At 70.4% G+C, this 16,564-nt stretch carries 12 protein-coding genes; 5 read left to right on the top strand and 7 right to left on the bottom strand.

Annotated elements, in window-relative coordinates:
• Positions 1-28: 28 nt before the first annotated feature.
• A complete protein-coding gene (locus ACS5PN_RS27790) occupies positions 29-631 on the bottom strand; it encodes a M949_RS01915 family surface polysaccharide biosynthesis protein (protein ID WP_439467286.1) in 603 nt (200 codons plus the stop codon).
• A 61-nt stretch (positions 632-692) separates the two neighbouring features.
• Entirely contained in the window at positions 693-1,484 is a 792-nt protein-coding gene (locus tag ACS5PN_RS27785; RefSeq protein WP_439467285.1) for a TIGR02594 family protein, read from the bottom strand.
• 362 nt (positions 1,485-1,846) lie between these two features.
• On the opposite strand from ACS5PN_RS27785, the gene ACS5PN_RS27780 reads away from it, so the two are divergent.
• The 3 genes from ACS5PN_RS27780 to ACS5PN_RS27770 are packed head-to-tail and all read left to right on the top strand — an operon-like array spanning position 1,847 to position 5,837.
• The gene (locus ACS5PN_RS27780) at positions 1,847-3,949 is read left to right on the top strand and encodes a protein kinase domain-containing protein (RefSeq protein ID WP_439467284.1); all 2,103 of its coding nucleotides are present in this window, start codon (positions 1,847-1,849) and stop codon (positions 3,947-3,949) included.
• A complete protein-coding gene (locus ACS5PN_RS27775) occupies positions 3,946-5,028 on the top strand; it encodes a polysaccharide deacetylase family protein (RefSeq protein WP_439467283.1) in 1,083 nt (360 codons plus the stop codon). The genes ACS5PN_RS27780 and ACS5PN_RS27775 overlap by 4 nt, the downstream gene beginning before the upstream one ends.
• Positions 5,028-5,837, top strand: coding sequence for a hypothetical protein (locus tag ACS5PN_RS27770; RefSeq protein WP_439467282.1), 810 nt, complete (start codon positions 5,028-5,030; stop codon positions 5,835-5,837). The genes ACS5PN_RS27775 and ACS5PN_RS27770 overlap by 1 nt, the downstream gene beginning before the upstream one ends.
• 37 nt (positions 5,838-5,874) lie before the next feature.
• Here ACS5PN_RS27770 and ACS5PN_RS27765 read toward each other — a convergent pair whose 3' ends face one another.
• Positions 5,875-6,714 carry a LysM peptidoglycan-binding domain-containing protein gene (locus ACS5PN_RS27765; RefSeq protein WP_439467281.1) on the bottom strand — a complete coding sequence of 280 codons (840 nt, stop codon included), beginning with the start codon at positions 6,712-6,714 and terminating at the stop codon, positions 5,875-5,877.
• Between the two features lie 168 nt (positions 6,715-6,882).
• Here ACS5PN_RS27765 and tagH point away from each other — a divergent pair, with 168 nt between their 5' ends.
• Entirely contained in the window at positions 6,883-8,790 is a 1,908-nt protein-coding gene (gene tagH / locus ACS5PN_RS27760) for a type VI secretion system-associated FHA domain protein TagH (protein ID WP_439467280.1), read from the top strand.
• Entirely contained in the window at positions 8,787-9,593 is an 807-nt protein-coding gene (locus ACS5PN_RS27755) for a PP2C family protein-serine/threonine phosphatase (protein ID WP_439467279.1), read from the top strand. Before tagH ends, ACS5PN_RS27755 begins: the two co-directional genes overlap by 4 nt.
• Before the next feature lie 4 nt (positions 9,594-9,597).
• Here ACS5PN_RS27755 and tagF read toward each other — a convergent pair whose 3' ends face one another.
• From tagF to tssK, 4 genes are read right to left on the bottom strand one after another with little or no spacing between them, the layout of a single operon-like run.
• Positions 9,598-10,281 (bottom strand): type VI secretion system-associated protein TagF, encoded by a 684-nt coding sequence (gene tagF / locus ACS5PN_RS27750; protein WP_439467278.1) that lies wholly within the window; start codon positions 10,279-10,281, stop codon positions 9,598-9,600.
• A 2-nt stretch (positions 10,282-10,283) separates the two neighbouring features.
• Positions 10,284-13,871, bottom strand: a complete 3,588-nt coding sequence (gene tssM / locus ACS5PN_RS27745; protein WP_439467277.1) for a type VI secretion system membrane subunit TssM — start codon at positions 13,869-13,871, stop codon at positions 10,284-10,286.
• A gap of 15 nt (positions 13,872-13,886) precedes the next feature.
• Positions 13,887-15,200: a type VI secretion system protein TssL, long form gene (tssL, locus tag ACS5PN_RS27740; RefSeq protein ID WP_439467276.1), complete on the bottom strand. Its 1,314-nt coding sequence runs from the start codon at positions 15,198-15,200 to the stop codon at positions 13,887-13,889.
• Between the two features lie 21 nt (positions 15,201-15,221).
• Positions 15,222-16,562, bottom strand: a complete 1,341-nt coding sequence (gene tssK / locus ACS5PN_RS27735) for a type VI secretion system baseplate subunit TssK (RefSeq protein ID WP_439467275.1) — start codon at positions 16,560-16,562, stop codon at positions 15,222-15,224.
• Positions 16,563-16,564: the final 2 nt, after the last annotated feature.

The following is a 16,564-nucleotide window of genomic DNA, read 5'->3' as shown; positions in this document are numbered from 1 at the left end:
GATTGAGTCTGAGGTTGAGCCTGGGCGGTCAATGGGCGGGCGACTTCTCGGCGGTCAGCGGTTCACCGAGCTTTTCGGGGCTCACGAGAAGCCACACCTGCTCGAGATGGTCGCGAAAACTCCGGTACTGCGGCTGCGCCAGCGCGGCGTCCTGCTGGTGTTCGCCGCCGAGGGGCGGCTGCCCTGGGATCAGCAGCGTCGACTGGCCGCGCAGGGCGAACTTGAGCGGCCCGGACCTCAGCACGACCTTGAGGTCCTTGGTGTCGACGCCACCGCCGCAGAATTTGCGGTAGGGCACGGTGACTTCGGCCAGCTGGTCGTCGTCGAGGTCGGTGACCGTGAGGCCGGCGAGCAGGAAGACGGCCTCCGAATCCAGGTCGGGGCAGACCACGCCGTCGCGGATCAGCCATTCGCGCTTCCAGCTGCTGCCTTCCAGCCGGTACAGGCCGGCGGTGAGCTGATGGCTGTCGATGCGGTTGCGGTCGCTGCCCTTGCGGGAGGAGGAGTCCTTGGCCGTCAGCACGAGCAGGTGCTCGCCGGCCTTGTCGGTGAAGCGCAGGCCCGACTGGAAGCTGCCGTCCTGGCGGATGTTGGACTTGGCGACGAGCTCGGCGCCGATGCTTTCGTGCACGATCGGGCCGGCCCCGGCTGCCTGAAAGCAGCCGGCCAGGGCCAGCAGGGCGACCCACGGGCTAGCGCGTCGAGGCAGGCTTCTTGGCATCCGTCTTGATCCCGAATTCGGTGTTCAGCTCCTCGGCGGTCGACACCAGCTGCTTTTCCTCCGCGATTTGCTTCTTGGCCGTTTCCAGATAGGGCGTGGGCACGAAGTAGCGGACCTTTTCCTTGAAGACCGTGAAGTTGATCTGGTCGGACTGGTTGCCGCCCAGGCAGATGGGCTTGGAGCTCTTCTTCTCGTGGGCGTAGAAGAAGCAGGCGTGGTGGGTGCCCACCAGCGTGATGGCGCCGTAGACGGGCGACTTGATCTCCGTGAAGTTGCCGTCCTCGGCCACGGCCCGCGCCCGGAAGGAATTCTTCCACTTGGTGAGCCCCGCCGACTGCAGGCACCAGTTGACGAAGGAGGCGCACCAAGCGTTCTGGGTGCCGGACATTTCCTTCAGGAAGGTGGCGCCGGTTTCCTGGTGGTAGTTGATGATCTTGGCGATCTCGCCTTCGGTGATGCCCTTGTGCCGCTTGGCCTCGGCAATCGCATAGGTCATCCAGGGGGCCTTCTGCAGCGTCGACGCCTGGGTCAGGCGCAGGTCGGCGGGCAGGCGGCCGGCAAAGAAGTCGAAGCCGGTGTTCATCGGCGCCAGCGGGTGCAGGCCGAGGTCGGCCATGAAGAGGTCTTGCGAGGCACCCACGGGACAGGTACTGACGAAGTCGCCCGGGCCGCCACCGCCCAGCGGCGCCCTCGGGTCGATCAAGATGTCGCTTTGCAGCGTGAACGGGAAGAAACAATCCCGGGCGAATGGGTCGTTAGCCATGGGCAACCTCGGTAAGCAGCTCGCGCCACGGGGCTCGCGGGCTGCCGCGGTCGGTGGCACGCCTCAGAAGCTTGGCTCCGCCAGACCATTCGTACATCATGGCGCCTCCCGCGCCCACGTGGCGCAGACGAAAGTCACTCGCAGCCGTCATCGTCCCAAAAATTGGGGGTCTCTCCTATGAGAACGGCCTGTTTTTGCTGCCTCGTATCTGAAGGGACGGCGGCGCCGGAATCTGTATGCCCCCAAAGTTAGGGGCATGGGTGGGGGTATCGTGGCGCGTGCCACCGCACAGTTGTCCAACAATCTGGGCGCCGAGGGTTCGCTCCGGCACAAAAGGCTCCCAGAACCACAGATCGCCGTCGATGTCCCTACCGCCCTCGCCCCTGCCGAAGCCGCCGCAGTCCTCCCCCGCCGTGCCTGGCGAGGAGGATGAGGGAGCTACCCAGATCCGCAACCCGGAGCTGACATTCGACGCCGCCGCCAAGCTCGATCAGGAGCCACCGGCGACTGCAACCGCACCTGCCGTGCCGGAGGACGTGGGCTCGGAAACCATGATCATGCCGGGCTACGAGGCGACGCTGGTGCTGAAGCGGTCCGTCCTGCCGGCGGCGGCAGCAGCCGGCGAGCCTGTCGCCCCGGCAGCGGCTGCCGCAGAGGTCGACGAGAAGACCCAGGTCATGTCGAACGAACAGGTCAGCCCGGCGCTGGCCGCCGCGGTGGCCGCGGCCCAGCAGGCCGTGAACAAGCCGGCCGAGCCGGCGGAGGCCGGGGCCAGCCAGGAAACCCAGGTGCGTCAGGTGGGGCGCTACCGCCTGCTGGAGCGCCTCGGGCGAGGCGGCATGGCCTCGGTGTTCCGCGCCCACGACCCCAGCATCGGCCGCGACGTGGCCATCAAGTTCCTGCACCGCTCGCTGTGCGCGGACGAGGACTGCCGCACGCGCTTTCTGCGCGAGGCCAAGGCCGCGGGCGGGCTGTCCCACCCCAACATCGTCGTGGTGCACGACGTGGGCGAGATCGACGACCAGCCCTATATGGCCATGGAGCTGCTGGAGGGCGAGTCGCTGGCCGACCGCCTGGACGGCAAGAATCCGCTGTCCATCCGCCAGGTGCTGGCGCTGGGCATCCAGCTGGCGCGGGCGCTGGACTATGCGCATGCCAGTGGCATCGTGCACCGCGACATAAAGCCCGGCAACATCATGCTGCAGGGCAAGGACCGGCGCGTGAAGGTCACGGACTTCGGCATCGCCCATGTGGAAGGCCTGGGCGCGCAGCAGCAGACCGTGGTGGGCTCGGTGCTGGGCACGCCGCAATACATGTCGCCCGAGCAGGCCCGCGGCGAGAAGCTCGACGGCCGCTCGGACCTCTTTTCCACCGGCGTGGTGCTGTACCAGTCCTTGACCGGCAAGCGCCCGTTCCGCGGCGAGAACCTGGTCGTGGTGGCGCAGCAGATCGCCACCCAGGAGCCGGCGCCGGTGACCAGCCTGCGCCCGGACTGCCCGCCGGCGCTGCGCCGCATCGTGGAGCGCTGCCTGGCCAAGGCGCCGGCCCAGCGCTTCCAGACCGGTGCCGAGCTGGAGCGCGCGTTGCGCAAGGTGCTGAGCGAGGTCAGCGAGCAGGAGGAGGCCAAGCGGCGCCCGCGCCTGCTGTCGCTGCGCGTCAAGTGGGCCTTGATGATGGCCATGATCGTGGCCGTCGTGATGGGCGTGACGACCGCCATCATTGCGCAGCGCCAGTACGACGCGCTGGCTACCCAGGCCAGCGACTACGGCGCCTCGCTGGCCCGCTTCATGGCGGCGCAGAACGCCGCGGCCGTGCTGGGCGAGGACTGGGACCTGGTCGAGATCGCTGTGCAGGAGACCATGCGCACCCGCAACTTCGAGCGCATCAACGTGATCGATTCGCAGGGCATGGTGCGGGCGTCGTCGATCACGGGGCTGGCGGGCATTCCCTACGAGGCCCCCGCCGGCCAGCAGCTGGCGGCCCTGCCGGGCGGCGTGCTGAGCAGCCGCTACGCCACGCCGTCGGGCACGGTGCTGGGTTTCGAGGCGCCGGTGAGCTTCGGCGGCCGGCAGGTGGGGCGGCTGGCGCTGAGCATCGCCGAGAAGCCGCTCACCGAGGTGGCGCGGCTGTCCGTGACGCTGATGGCCATCCTTGCGCTGGTCACCGTGCTGGCCGTCGGTATCGCCATGTTCTTCGTCGCGAACTGGTTCTCGAGGCCGATCAAGCTGGTTGTCGATTCCCTGGGCGAACTGGCCCGGGGCAATCTCACCCACCGCATCGCCGAGACGCGCAACGACGAATTCGGCCAGCTCTATGCCGCCTTCGATGCGCTGTCCGTTGCCCTGCAGCGCCGCGATTCGGGTGAGCCGCCGACCTCGCCGTCGCTGGCCCTGACGCTGGGCCCCAACGGCCAGGCAGCCGCGCCGGACGAGGGCCCGGACGCACCGTCTTCCGTGCAGTCATGAGGTCGCTGTGGATGGCGGCCTGGGTCGTGGCCGGGCTGTCGGGATGCGCCTCGGCGCCACCGCCACCGCCGGTGCTGCCGCCCATCAGCGCCGATGCCCCGCAGCTCGGACCGGCGGGCCTGCCGCCGGCCGGCCCGCAGGCGCAGGGACGCGTGGGCGGCGCCAACAAGGACTGGCTGGTCTATCTGCCCGCCGCCGGCGACAGCGTCGAAGGGGTGGCCCAGCGCTTTCTGGGCAGTCCGCTGAAGGCCTGGCAGCTGACGCAGGCCAATGCCGGCCTGACCACGCTGGAGGCCGGGCGGGCGGTGCGGGTGCCGATCTCGCCGCCGCCGCCTTGGGGTGTGAGTCTGGATGGCCTGCAGACCGTGCCGGTCCTCTGCTACCACCGCTTCACGCCGGGCAAGGGCCCGACGCGCAGCAAGATGATCCTGGCGGCCGATGACTTCGAGGCGCAGCTGAAATGGCTGCAGCGCGAAGGCTATCGCGCGCTGCGCACCGGCGAGTTCCAGGCCTTCATCGAGGGCCGCGAGGCGCTGCCGCCGCGCAGCGTGCTGCTGACGGTCGACGATGGCTTCGCCTCGTTCTTCGAGCACGCCTTCCCGCTGCTGAAGAAATACCAGATGCCGGCCACGCTGTTCATCTACACCGATGTCATCGGCATCGCCAGCGGCCTGTCCTGGTCGCAGCTGCGCGAGCTGGCCAAGTCGGGCTTGGTGGACATCCAGGCGCATTCGCGCACCCACCGCAACCTCAGCGAGATGCAGCCTGGCGAGGGCGATGCCCAGTACCGCCGCAACCTGGCGCAGGAGCTGCGCCACCCGCGCGCGGAGCTGGAGCGGCAGCTGGGCATGCTGGGCGTGAAGGTGCAGCACTTCGCCTATCCCTACGGCGCCAGCAACGACAAGGTGCTGGAGGCCCTCAATGCCGAAGGCTATGCGCTGGGTTTCACGGTGCGTGCGGGCGGCAATGCGTTTTATGAACAGCCGCAACTGATACACCGCACCATGATCTATGGGGACCAGACCCTCGACGACTTTGCCGGGCGGGTTCAGTCCCAGCGCCCGCTGAACCGGCCGTGATGCGCGCCCGTTGCCAACGCTGGACGGGGCGGGCCTTGTGGCTCGCCTGCGGCCTCGTGCTCGCGGGTTGCGGCGTCACCATCGAGAAGCCGCAGATGCCGACGCTGGCCACAGCGCCGCCGCCCAATCCGCTGGCCCTCGGCGCCCAGGACATCATCAACCTGAACCGCTATGTGCAGTCGGAGCGCGAGGCGGCGCAGGCGGCCATGGCGAGCGGCCAGCACCGCGCCGCGGCCGGGCATTGGTCCACGGTGCTGGCGCTGCGGCCCGAGGACGCCGAAGCGCTGGCCGGGCGCCAGGTAGCGGTGGCGGCGGCTCAAGTCGCGGCGCAGCAGTATTTCCAGCGTGCGCAGATGGCGCGCAACCGGGGCGATGTGGAGGGCGCGCAGCGTCTGGCGCTGGAAGCCCTGGCGCGTGATCCCGAATCGACCGAGGCCGTGCAGGCGCTGCGGCAGTGGCAGCGTGATCGCAACCGGGCCTCGGGGCGCGTCGAGCCCAAGCCGGCGTCGCGGGCGGGCGCCAAGCCGGCGGGTTTTTCCGGTGAGGACTGGGAGTACGCCAGCCTGCTGAGCGAGGCCGGCGATATCGAAGGCGCGCTGCAGCTGCTGCTGCCGGCTGCGTCGCGCCCCGGCGCCGATTCCCGGTTGCGCAGCCGCGCCTGCGAGCTGCTGCTGGATCTGGCGCGCAGCCGTCAGGCGCTGAACGACAACGCCACGGCCATCGCCAGCCTGGAGCGCTGCCTGCGCATCGAGCCCAAGCATGCCGAGGCGACCCGCCTGCTGCAGTCGCTGAAGGCGGCCAAGCGCTAGGCAGTCACCGCCGGGGCCGCAGCCCGGCGGTGGGTTGTCAGCAGGCCAGTTGTCCGCCCTGCTGGCGCAGCCGGTCCATCAGCTCCAGGCACTTCTGGCGCTCGGCCTTCGCGACGGCGTGGTTGGGGTCCAGGGCCAGCACTTCGTCCCAGCGGCGCATCGCATTGCACAGATCCTGCCGCGCAAATGCGGTGCGGGCCTGCTTGGTCAGCGCGGCGATGCGGTTGGCGGTCTGGCGCTCCGGGCTGACTGCCGCCGACGCCGGCGCGGCGGGGGTGGGCGCCGCTGCGGGGGCCGGTGCGGGGGCTGCGACGGGCGCGGGTGCCGGCGCCGTGGCGCTGGCCGCGGGGGCGCGGCCCGGGATGCGGATCACCTGGCCGGCGGACAGCTGCTTGGGCACCTTGATGCCGTTGTAGCGGGCCAGGCCGTAGAACTGGTTGGTGTCCTTCATGCGGTCGCGCGCGATGGTGGACAGCGATTCGCCGGCCCGCACCGTGTAGGCGTAGGACTCACGCGGGTACAGGGACTGCGGATCGTTTTCGATCTGACGCAGATAGCTCAGGGCCAGCGGCTGGGCCGGGTCGGTGGCCAGCACGCGGCGCAGCAGGGCTCCGGCGGATTCGGTGTCGCCCTCCTGCAACTGGTTGGCGACCGTGCGCAGGGCGGGCTGCACTTCGTTGGCGGGCAGGGGCTGCGGGGCGGGCGGCTCCGCCGGGGCGGGCGCCGGCTCGGGCGCCGGTGCAGGCGCGGGCGCGACGGCGGCAGGCTCAGGCGGCGGCTTGGGCGCAGGAGGGGCGGCGCAACCGGCAAGGCCGAGACAAAGCAACAAGGCGGCCTGGGCCGTTGTGCGGGCGTGTGAGGGGAAGAGGCTTTTCACAGCGTGGATTGTGCCGGCTTGATCGTTAAAGTGAGCGGGCCACATGGTGCTTGCTTACCGTGCATTCTTCTCGTGACTTTGGTCGATTGCAGGTGCACCGCCTGAACCGCAGGATGCGAGGGCCCAGAAATGCCTTCCGCCGGTGCCGCGAGTCTTTTGCCAACGCCCATGAATCTCAAGTTGAGTGCGGTCACGCACAACGACCAACGTTTGACCAGTCCGATCACCGCGTTCTTCGATGACGCGGGCGGCACGGTGGGGCGGGCCGACCACTGCACCTTGGCCCTTCCCGACCCCGAGCGCTTCATTTCGCGCAAGCAGGCCGAGGTGGTGGCCGTCACCGGCGGGCTGTTCCTGATCCGCAACGTCGGCAGCGCCAATCCCATCGTGATCGGCCAGCGCAGCCTGGGGCTGAACGAGAGCGCGGTGCTGCAGGACGGCGATCTGGTGAGGATTGCCGGCTACGAGTTGCAGGTCAGCTACACCACCCAGGGGCCGGCTCCGCGGCCGACGGTGCTGCAGCGCAACCAGCCGGCGGTTTCGCCGGTTGTCCAGCAGGCCGCCCCGCCGGTCGCCGCGCCTGTCGTGGTGGAAGCGCCGGCCGCGACGGCGGTCACCGCCAATCCGTTTGCCGACCTGCTGGCGCCGGGCGCCCAGGCGGCCAGCCCGCCGTCGGCTTCGGCGGCGGCGAATCCATTCGGCGATCTGCTGGCGCCCGGCCCCCAGCCCGCGCAGGCCCCCGTCGCCGCCCGGGCCGATGCCTGGGTGCCGAGCCCGCCGGCCGCGCCACAGGCCGTTCAACCGGCCGTTCCACAGGCGCCCGCCGCCAACCCCTTTGCCGACCTGCTGGCGCCCGGCCCGCAGATGGCCCCGGCATCCGTCGGCCTGGGCGCGGTGCCGGGGCCTGGCGGCGGCAATCCGTTTTCAGGTCTGCTCGACAGCGCGCCGCAACGGGTCAACGGTTCGGCGCCGCTGGATGTGTTCCAGGCACCGCCGGCGCCACGTGAGCCGGACCTGATGCCGGCGGCTGCCGGCATCCCGGCCATGGCCTGGCAGGCGCCCGCGCCGGGTGCAGGGACGCTGCCGGACGATTTCGACCCCTTCGATCTGCCGCCGGTGAAGGGCCTGGCGCCCGCCGCGCCCATGGCGGACCCCTTCGGCCTGGTGCAGAACAGCAAGCCGCAGAGCATCGACCGGCAGTTCGGCCTGCCCACGGCGACCGAGGGGCGCGACCCGCTGGCCGACTTCATGCGGCCCACCACCGTCGACCTGTTGCCGGGCGACAAGCGCGTGGAGCCGGTCATCGACATCCTGGGAACGCTGGCGCCGCCACCCATGGCGACGCAGATGACCGTCAGCGACGCCGACCGGCTGGCGCCCATCCATGACGCTTTCGAGCTGCCACGCCCGGTGTCCCCAGCCCCGGCCCCCAGGGGCGCGCCGGCGCCGGCTGCCGCATCCTCCGCGGATATCGCCGGCCTCTGGATGGCGTTCTGCAAGGGTGCCGGCATCCAGGTGGCGGCTCCGGTGGATGAAGCCCAGCTGGCCCAGCGCCTGGAGCGCGTGGGGCGCATCGTGAAGGCCGCCGTTTCGGGCACCCAGGAGCTGATGGCCGTGCGCGCCAGCACCAAGTACGAGATGCGGGCCCAGGTGACGCAGATCCAGGCGCGCAGCAACAACCCGCTGAAATTCGCGCCCGATGTGCGCACCGGCGTCGAGCAGCTGGTGGAGCCGGCGGCGCGCGGCTTCCTGGAAGGGCCGGCCGCCATGGAAGACGCCATGAAGGACCTGATCGGCCACATGATCGGTTCGGTGGCCGGCATGCGGGCCGCGCTGGAGGGGTCGCTGGACAACTTCACGCCCGAGATGCTGGAGAAGACCCTGGGCCAGGGCTCCATGCTCGACAGCCTGGTGCCCATGGGGCGCAAGGCCCGGCTGTGGGAGCTGTACCTGCTGCGCTACCAGACCCTGCGCGAGTCGGCTCAGGACGACTTTCATACCGTGTTCGGCAAGGCCTTCCTCGCTGCCTATGAGCAGCAGGTGGAGAGGCTGAAGAAAAAGGAAGCCCAGTCGTGAGTCGCATACGGATTGCGGGTTGTTCCGACATCGGTGCCCGCCAGGGCAACGAAGACGATCTGCGCCACGGTCACGGCCCGAACGGCAGCTATGCGGTGCTGGCCGACGGCGCCGGCGGCCATGTGCGCGGCCGCGAAGCCTCGCACCGCGCGGTGGACTGCATGGAGCGCGTGCTGCTGGACCCCGGTGTGGCCTTCTCGCCGGCCAACCTGTCGCAGATCGTGCGCCTGGCTCATTTCGAGCTGCTGCACCACCAAGGCGGCGACAGCCCCGAAGCGCGCATGCACACCACCGTGGTGGCGCTGTGGGTGTCGCCCGACATGGACCATGTGCTGTGGACGCATGTGGGCGATTCGCGCCTGTACCGCATGCGCGCGGGTCATACCGAGCTGATGACGCAGGACGACAGCGTGGTGCACCAGCTGCTGCGCTCGGGCGTGCTGACGCCCGAACATGCCCGCGACCATCCGCAGAAGAATCAGCTGCTGGCGGCGCTGGGCATGGAAGGTGACGTCGACCCGCACACCGTGGTGCGGCCCGTCGAGCTGCAGGAGGGCGATGCCTTCCTGCTGTGCACCGACGGCTGGTGGGGCGAGGTGGAAGAGTCCTTCATCAGCACGTCGCTGGCCAAGGCCCTCGCGCCCGAGGACTGGCTCAAGGACATGCAGCGCAGCATCAAGGCCCGGGCGCGGCCGCGCCAGGACAATTTCTCGGCCATCGCCGTGTGGGTGGGCGACCCGTCGGAGACCACCCAGGGCCGCAGCGACGACACGGTGCCACGGCTGCCGGCCCAGCGGCGCTGAGCCTTCAGTCCAGCGGTGCCGCCGTCATCGCGGCCAGCTGGGCGGGCTGCGGCAGGCCCGGTACCAAGAGGCTCTGCGTGAAGGGCTGGGCCGTCGGCAGCGGCCACCAGAAGCTGTGACCCACCAGGCGGCGCTGCAGCGTCTCGGCCGCGAGCTGCTGTGACAGGTCGATCAGGCCGGTGTCGGCCGGCATGCGCCATTGCTGGCCCCAGCTGGCGGGGCGGGGCTTGACCCAGGCGGGCGCCGGTGATGGCCAGGGCGGCAGGTCGGTCAACTGGGCCTCGAAGCTGTCGACATCGGTGCCGGGCTGGCGGGCCGCCAGGGCGGCCTGGCCCAGCTGTTCCCACCACAGCTCCAGATGGTTGAGCCCGAACCTGTCGGTCGGCGGCTGCGGGCGCGGCGTTGCCACCAGCAACGGGAAATGGCGGCCGACGCTGTCGCAGCTGGGCACCAGCACGCCGAACCACCAGGAGGCGTCGATGACTTCGGGGCCCCAGACGAAGCGCCAGGCCGGCGAGGCCAGGTAGGCATGGGGCCAGTTGCCGCCCATGGCATTGCGCGTCTCATCCAGGCAGGCCGACAGCCAGAGATCGCAACCCTGCAGCCAGGACTGCGGCAGGCGGCGCGAGGCGAAATCGCCCAGCCCGCCCAGCTTGCCGTACCAACCCGGAATCGCGGTCGCAGACATGGTCACAGTCCGTTCGGGCACTGGAAGGCCCGCAGCTCGGCCAAGCGTAGCGGGTTGCGCACGCTGCTGGTGGTCACGTCGAAGACGGCGCGCCGGCCGTCCAGCTCGAAGGTGGCGCTGAACTTCTCGGGCACGGCGCCGGGCTTGATGGCGACGCGCTCGAACATGCGGAACAGGGCCCAGGGACCGTCGTTGACCAGGCCGCTGCCGCCCACCGGCTGCACGCTGACCCGCACCACGCCGCTGCCCTTGGGGCCGGGCCAGCGCACCTCGACGGGGATCTGCGGGCCGTGGTCGTAGCGCACCATCTGGCCGTCGACGTCGAGCAGGAATTCGCGCAGGCGCTCGTCCATCTCGATGGGCTTGATGGTCATGCGCACGCCGGGGGCGGGGCCGTTGGCGAAGAAGGCCTCGCGGATCACCTGGGCGCGGTGGAACTGCGGCAGCGTGCCGGTGTCGTTGCCCAGCGGCGTGCCCTCGATGGGGCGGAACTTCCAGGGCAGGGTGCCGGTGTCGATGTAGGGCGCCAGTTCGGCCTGCAGCTTGTCGAAGCGGCCGCCGGGCCCGAACAGCGCGGCGAAGTCGCCCGGCGTGACTTCACGCGGCGAGCTGGGGTCGAAGGGGTAGCGGCCATTGACGGCCTGGGCGCAGTACTCGCCGATCTCGGCGCGCACCCGCTCGGACAGCGTGGCGCGCAGCTGGATGATGGCGACGTGGGCGCTGGTCGTGCCCAGCGCATTCAGCAGGGAGCGCACCGGCTCGGGCGAGTTCGAGGCCTCGACCTTGAGCTGGTTGGGCAGGGGCGAGGAGGGCGGCGGCGACTTGCTCTTGAGGGCGGTGTCGATGCTGGTCAGCAGCGACTGCAGCTCCTGCAGCCGTGCCACCACGCCCTCGATGGGCGGCTTGCCGCCGTCCGGCGCGGTGACCAGGGAGCGCAGCCGGATGAACTCGTCGTCCACGATGCTCTCGATGCGCTCGCCCGGCGCGCCCGTGGTGACGGGGGCCACGCCGATGGCGTTGCGCACGGCCTTCTCGCCGCTGCGCAGCACCTCGTTGACCTTGCCGAGCTTGGAGTCCACCAGGGAGGACGTCGCCAGCAGCGTCGTGTGCCGGGAGAAGGTGCGCAGCATGGGCGGCAGCGGCGAATCGGGGGCGGCGAGGAAGCGCGTCTTCTCGATGGCGCCGGCCATGTTCTGCAGGGGCTGCAGCCGGACGTCGTCGATGAAGGCCTTCCAGGTGTCGCGGTACTCCCGCAGGTAGATGCGCCGCACGTCGTCGGTCAGCTGGGTGGGCAGGGCCGAGCCGAGCTTGCCCGACTCCAGCTGGGCGCTGCTGCCCAGCACCCAGCTCTGCTCCTTGGCCAGCGTGACGGCCACCTTGTCGACCGAGGGCTGGAAGGCGCGGTGATAGCCCTCGTAGGTGAACAGGCCCGGCACGCCGTCGGTGATGACGGATTTGCCGCTGTTCAGCATGAAAACGTTCTGCGCATTCGGCCCGCCCGCCGAGGCCAGGGTCACGGCCGGGAATTCGGCGCCCAGCGGCTGGCGGCGCAGGCGGTTGTAGATGCGCTGCGACAGCGGCAGGCCGGCCAGCTGGCGCTGTGCGGCCTCGACCAGCGCCTTGTCCTGCTCCAGTGGCGACACCGCGGCGCCCTGCTCCAGCAGGGCCTGCAGATGGTTGCTGAGGGCCTGGCGCTGCTGCGGCGTGATGTCGCGGCCCAGGCGCTGGCCCCAGTCGGCCTCGATGTGGGCGCGCAGCGCCTCGCCGTCGAAATGCTCGACGTCGAGCATCATCAGATAGGCCTTGAGGGCTTCGTACTGGGATTCGGGCTGGTCGACGCTGCGCAGCTGCTCGGCGATGCGCAGCGCCAGGCGGGGGAGCATGCCTTCCACCAGCATGCGGTCGTAGGCCTGGTGGGCGGCGCTGTCCAGCTTCTCGCCCTGGTAGAGGCCGAAGCCCATGCCCCAGGGCGCGTCTTCGCCCTTCTCGACATGGCCGACGCGGGCCAGGGAGGCGGTGGCTTCCAGGGCCGGCAGCAGGGGCAGCAGGTCGGCATTGGGCTGGTTGGGCGTCTCGCGGACCTGCCGCTTGACGTCTTCCAGGTGCTTGGCCACCTCGGCGACGTAGTCGCGGTTGTTGCGCCAGCTGATGGTCCACGCCACCAGCAGGCCGATGCTGACCGTGGCCAGCAGGCCGTAGGCGGCCAGGCTGGCGGCGCTGCGTTTCCAGTCCAGGCGCCGGTCGGTGCCCGCCAGGCCCTGCTCGGCGAACACCACGTCGGTCAGCAGCTTCTGCAGGAAGAAGCTGCGGCCGCTGCCGGGCCGGCTGCCACTCAACGGGGTCTCGATCTGGAAGCGCCGCGACACGGCGCCCAGCACGCGGTCGATGGGCGTGCCTTCCTGCGTGCCGCTGATGAAATAGACGCCGCGCAGCATGGGCGTCGCGGTCTCGTAGCGCGAGTCGCCGAAGACCTGCTGCAGGAAATCGTTCAGGCTGGCCTGCAGGTTGGCGAACTGGTTGGGGAAGCCATAGATCATGGCCCGGCGCTGCGCATCGGGCTCGGCCTGCAGGCGGTCGATCAGGCCCTGGTCCAACCGCGCCAGCAGCGCGCGGAATTCGGGGTCGAAGCGCTCCTGCCAGGCCGTGGCCGGCGCCACCGGGAAGGTGAAGCCCCAGGGCTGGCCGCGCTGCTCCTTGCTGAGGGCATCGAAGGTCTCGGTGAAGCCGGCCATCAGGTCGCATTTGCTGACCATCAGGTAGACGGGGATGCGCATGCGCAGCTGCGAATGCAGCTCCTGCAGCCGCTTGCGCACGTTCAGGGCATGGGCTTCACGCGACTCTGCGCTGCCGCCGATCAGCTCGGGCACCGACACGGCCACCAGCACGCCATTCAGCGGCTGGCGCTGCCGTGCGCGCTTGAGCTGGCCCAGGAAGCCTTCCCAGGTGGCCTTGTCCGTCTCGGCATGGCTGTCTTGCGTGGTGAAGCGGCCGGCGGTGTCGATCAGCACGGCCTGGCTGGTGAACCACCAGTCGCACAGCCGGGTGCCGCCCACGCCGCGCAGGCCGCGAGCGCCTTGCGTACCGCCGACCGAGAACTGCAGCCCGGCGTTCTGAAGGGCTGTGGTCTTGCCGGAACCGGGCGCACCGACGATGAGGTACCAGGGCAGTTCGTAGAGATAGCGGCCGGCCAGCCGGCGCTTCAGGCGGGCCCAGAGCCCATCGCTGCCTACATCGGGCTGGGCGGGATCGAAGCGTGCATCGCGCAGGGTCTGCAGCGCTTCGCTGAAACGTTCCCGCACGGCCTTCAGCTCGGGGCTTTCCACCACCGCGGTCTGGGGTGCCTGGGCGAGCTGGTCGACGGCCTTGTGGTTGCCGCGCCGCGCCTGCCACAGCCGCAGCACGATCCACAGGACGACGATGGCCAGCAGGACGCCGCTGGCGATCCAGCGCGCCGTGTCGCTTTCGAGCGGCCGGTAGTTGCCGATGGCGACCAGGGGGCCGACGTACCAGATCAGCAGCAGCAGGCATAGCAGCAGCAGGCCCATCAGCGTCCAGGCACTGAACAGGGCTCGCAGGATGGGCTTGAACATGGCGAGTCGAGGGCGTCAGGGCGTGGCCGCGCTGGCGGCGGGCACGCGCGGCACGGGGGCGCCGTTGGCGGTGAGCAGCGTGATCACGACGCGGCGGTTGAGGGCCTGGTTGGCCGGCGAGTCGTTGGGCGCGATGGGGTCTTCCTCGCCGCGGCCTTCGGACTTGATGCGCTCGCGCGGCAGGCCGGCACGCACCAGCAGGTCGGCCACGGTCTTGGCGCGGGCGTTGGACAGGTGCCAGTTGGACGGGAAGCGCAGCGACTGGATCTTGGTGTTGTCGGTGTAGCCCACCACCAGCACATTGCCGCCGACGTTCAGCATGGCTTCGCCGATGCGGCGCATCAGGGCCTCGCGGTCGGCGGCCAGCGCGTCGCTGGCGGGCGCGAACAGGCCGTTGCCCTTGACGGTGACGACGCTGCGGTCCACCTCGTCCTGCACGCTGACGAGGTTGGCCTTGATCTCGGGCTCGAGGAAGTGCGCCAGGCGGGGCTGGGGCGCCATGTGCACGACGGTGGGCACGGGGCGGGTCAGCCGCAGGCTCTGGATGCTGCTGAAGACGGGGTTGGAGTTCTGGGCCAGGGAATAGGCCATCATGAAATACACGGCGGTCAGCGCCAGGCCGATCAGGGCGGCCGTCACGGCGAGCGGCAGCCAGGTCGGCAGCCGCCGGGGCGGCGCGGGCGCCGCATGCCAGTTGCTCGCCAGCTCCTGGGTGTAGGCGCCGCGCACGGGGCCCAGCACCTGCGCCAGGCGGGCGCGGATGGCGTCCAGCTGGCCGGGCATGCCGCTGACGCCGTAGCGGCCTTCAAAGCCCAGGGCCAGCGCGGCGTAGATCAGTTCGAGCAGGTCGCGGTTGGCCTCGGGCTGTTCGGCCAGCGTGGCCATCAGCTGGAAGACTTTTTCACCGCCGGCCACTTCGCCGTGGAACTCGGCCAGCAGCGAGTGGCGCCCCCAGACGCCGGAGCCGCCCCAGGGGGTGGCCGCGGCGGCTTCGTCGACGACGGTGCAGAGGATGTAGCGGGCGGCGTTGATGCGCTCCGGCGCGATGCCCTGCTGCTGCGCCTGCACGGCGAAGTCGCGCACGGCCTGCGCCAGCGTCGCGCGCAGCTGGGCCGGGTTGGCCACGGCGCGGGTGTTGCGCAGGGGCGGCACCAGCAGCAGCAGCCGGTTGGCCGCCGCCATCAGCGGGCTCAGGCCATGGTCCAGCGCCGGCGGCTCGGTTCCGAGGGCCGCCGGCGGGACGGTGCTGGGGCCCAGGGCGGCCGCAAACCCACCGGCCGCCGGGCGCGGCGCGCCGCCGGAAGGCGGTAGCGCGAAAGGATCGTCCATCAGCCCGGCTCTGTCTTTGCGTCAGCTGTTACGGATGGCCCAGAGTTCCAGCTCCAGACCCGGGAATTCGCCCCCCACATGCAGGGCCAGGCTGCCGTCGCGCTCGAGCTGCTTCCACAGTTCGCCCTCGCGCGTCAGCCGGAAATAGTGGTTGTCGGCCAGGTTGGGCAACTGGCGCGGCGCCGACGGCAGCAGCTTCAGCGTGACGCCGGGCAACTGGTGGTTGACGAGGTCGCGCAGCCGGTCCCGCGGGCCGAGCTTGGACTGCAGCGGGAAGCGCTCGCGCAGGTGCTCGCTGGGCATCTGGGCGCGCACGGCCAGCACGAAGTCGGCGCCGAGCATGAGTTCCTTGTCGGCCACCACGGCGGTGCGCACGCCATGGGTGCGCTCCGTCAGTTCGATCTGCACCGCGCGGCGCTCGATGGCGATGGACAGATAGGTGCGGATGTCCTGCTTCAGCGGATGGAAGCTGGCCTGCAGGTCGTCGTGCCGGTACAGGGGGTAGTCGGGCGGATGGCGGCTGTCGCGCATGAAGGTGGCCAGCTCACCGGCGAACTGGGCCAGCAGCTGGTGGAACATCCACGGCGTCAGCGTGGGGGCGCCGGCGGCCTGGCGCAGCAGGGGTTCGTAGCGGTTGAACAGCTGCAGCATCAGGAAGTCCAGGACTTCCGAGACGCCCTGCTTGGGCTGGGACACGGTGCTGGCCAGGTCGCGCGCGCGCTGCTGGACCAGGCCATGGATCAGCGACGCGGTGATGGACAGCTGGCAGCTGGCGTCGATGCGGGTCTGGGGCGCGATGTAGTCCCGGTCCAGCATCAGCTGGCCGTCGGCGCGCCGCTCGATGACGCGGGCCACGCCGAGGGCGACGAAGTTGTCGGTCAGGTCGCGCTGGCGAACCCAGCGCAGCGCCGGTGCCGCCAGCTGCAGGGGTTCGGGGTCGTCCGAGGCATTCACCTGGTCGCGCACATCCCGCTCCGTGGCGGTGAAGCGGGCGGCCGCTGCGCTCTCGCCCGGGCTGTCCAGGTCGATCTCGGTGACATCGACGCGGGAGCGTGGCAGGGCGAGGTAGATGACTTCCGACTGCAGGTCCGCCGGCACCACGAAGGGCGGGGGCAGGGCGTCCTCGCCGGGCATGGAAAAGGGCGTGCCGTCGGGCATCACGCCGCGCGCGCGCGACACGGTGAGGCTGCCCGCGCCGAGCAGGCCTTCGTCCAGCACGATTTCCGCAAAGCCCCAGGCATAGGGCGTGGCCGACGACACGCGCGCATCCAGCAGGGCTTCGACGAAGCGCGCCTGCTGCTGGAAATGCTGGGGCTGCATCAGCATGCCCTGCGACCAGACCACGCGGTGTTGGCTGCCCATGA

The sequence above is a fragment of the Roseateles sp. NT4 genome (assembly GCF_051857475.1).
Classification (GTDB): domain Bacteria; phylum Pseudomonadota; class Gammaproteobacteria; order Burkholderiales; family Burkholderiaceae_C; genus Pelomonas.
Note: the sequence above shows the minus strand (reverse complement) of the source record. Positions and strands in the feature narration are given on the sequence as shown.

Coding starts and splice junctions, on each gene's coding strand:
- ACS5PN_RS27785 (WP_439467285.1), bottom strand. CDS start 1,484: ATGGCTAACGACCCATTCGCCCGGGATTGTTTCTTCCCGTTCACGCTG.
- ACS5PN_RS27780 (WP_439467284.1), top strand. CDS start 1,847: ATGTCCCTACCGCCCTCGCCCCTGCCGAAGCCGCCGCAGTCCTCCCCC.
- ACS5PN_RS27775 (WP_439467283.1), top strand. CDS start 3,946: ATGAGGTCGCTGTGGATGGCGGCCTGGGTCGTGGCCGGGCTGTCGGGA.
- ACS5PN_RS27770 (WP_439467282.1), top strand. CDS start 5,028: ATGCGCGCCCGTTGCCAACGCTGGACGGGGCGGGCCTTGTGGCTCGCC.
- tagH (WP_439467280.1), top strand. CDS start 6,883: ATGAATCTCAAGTTGAGTGCGGTCACGCACAACGACCAACGTTTGACC.
- tagF (WP_439467278.1), bottom strand. CDS start 10,281: ATGTCTGCGACCGCGATTCCGGGTTGGTACGGCAAGCTGGGCGGGCTG.
- tssM (WP_439467277.1), bottom strand. CDS start 13,871: ATGTTCAAGCCCATCCTGCGAGCCCTGTTCAGTGCCTGGACGCTGATG.
- tssL (WP_439467276.1), bottom strand. CDS start 15,200: ATGGACGATCCTTTCGCGCTACCGCCTTCCGGCGGCGCGCCGCGCCCG.
- tssK (WP_439467275.1), bottom strand. CDS start 16,562: ATGGGCAGCCAACACCGCGTGGTCTGGTCGCAGGGCATGCTGATGCAG.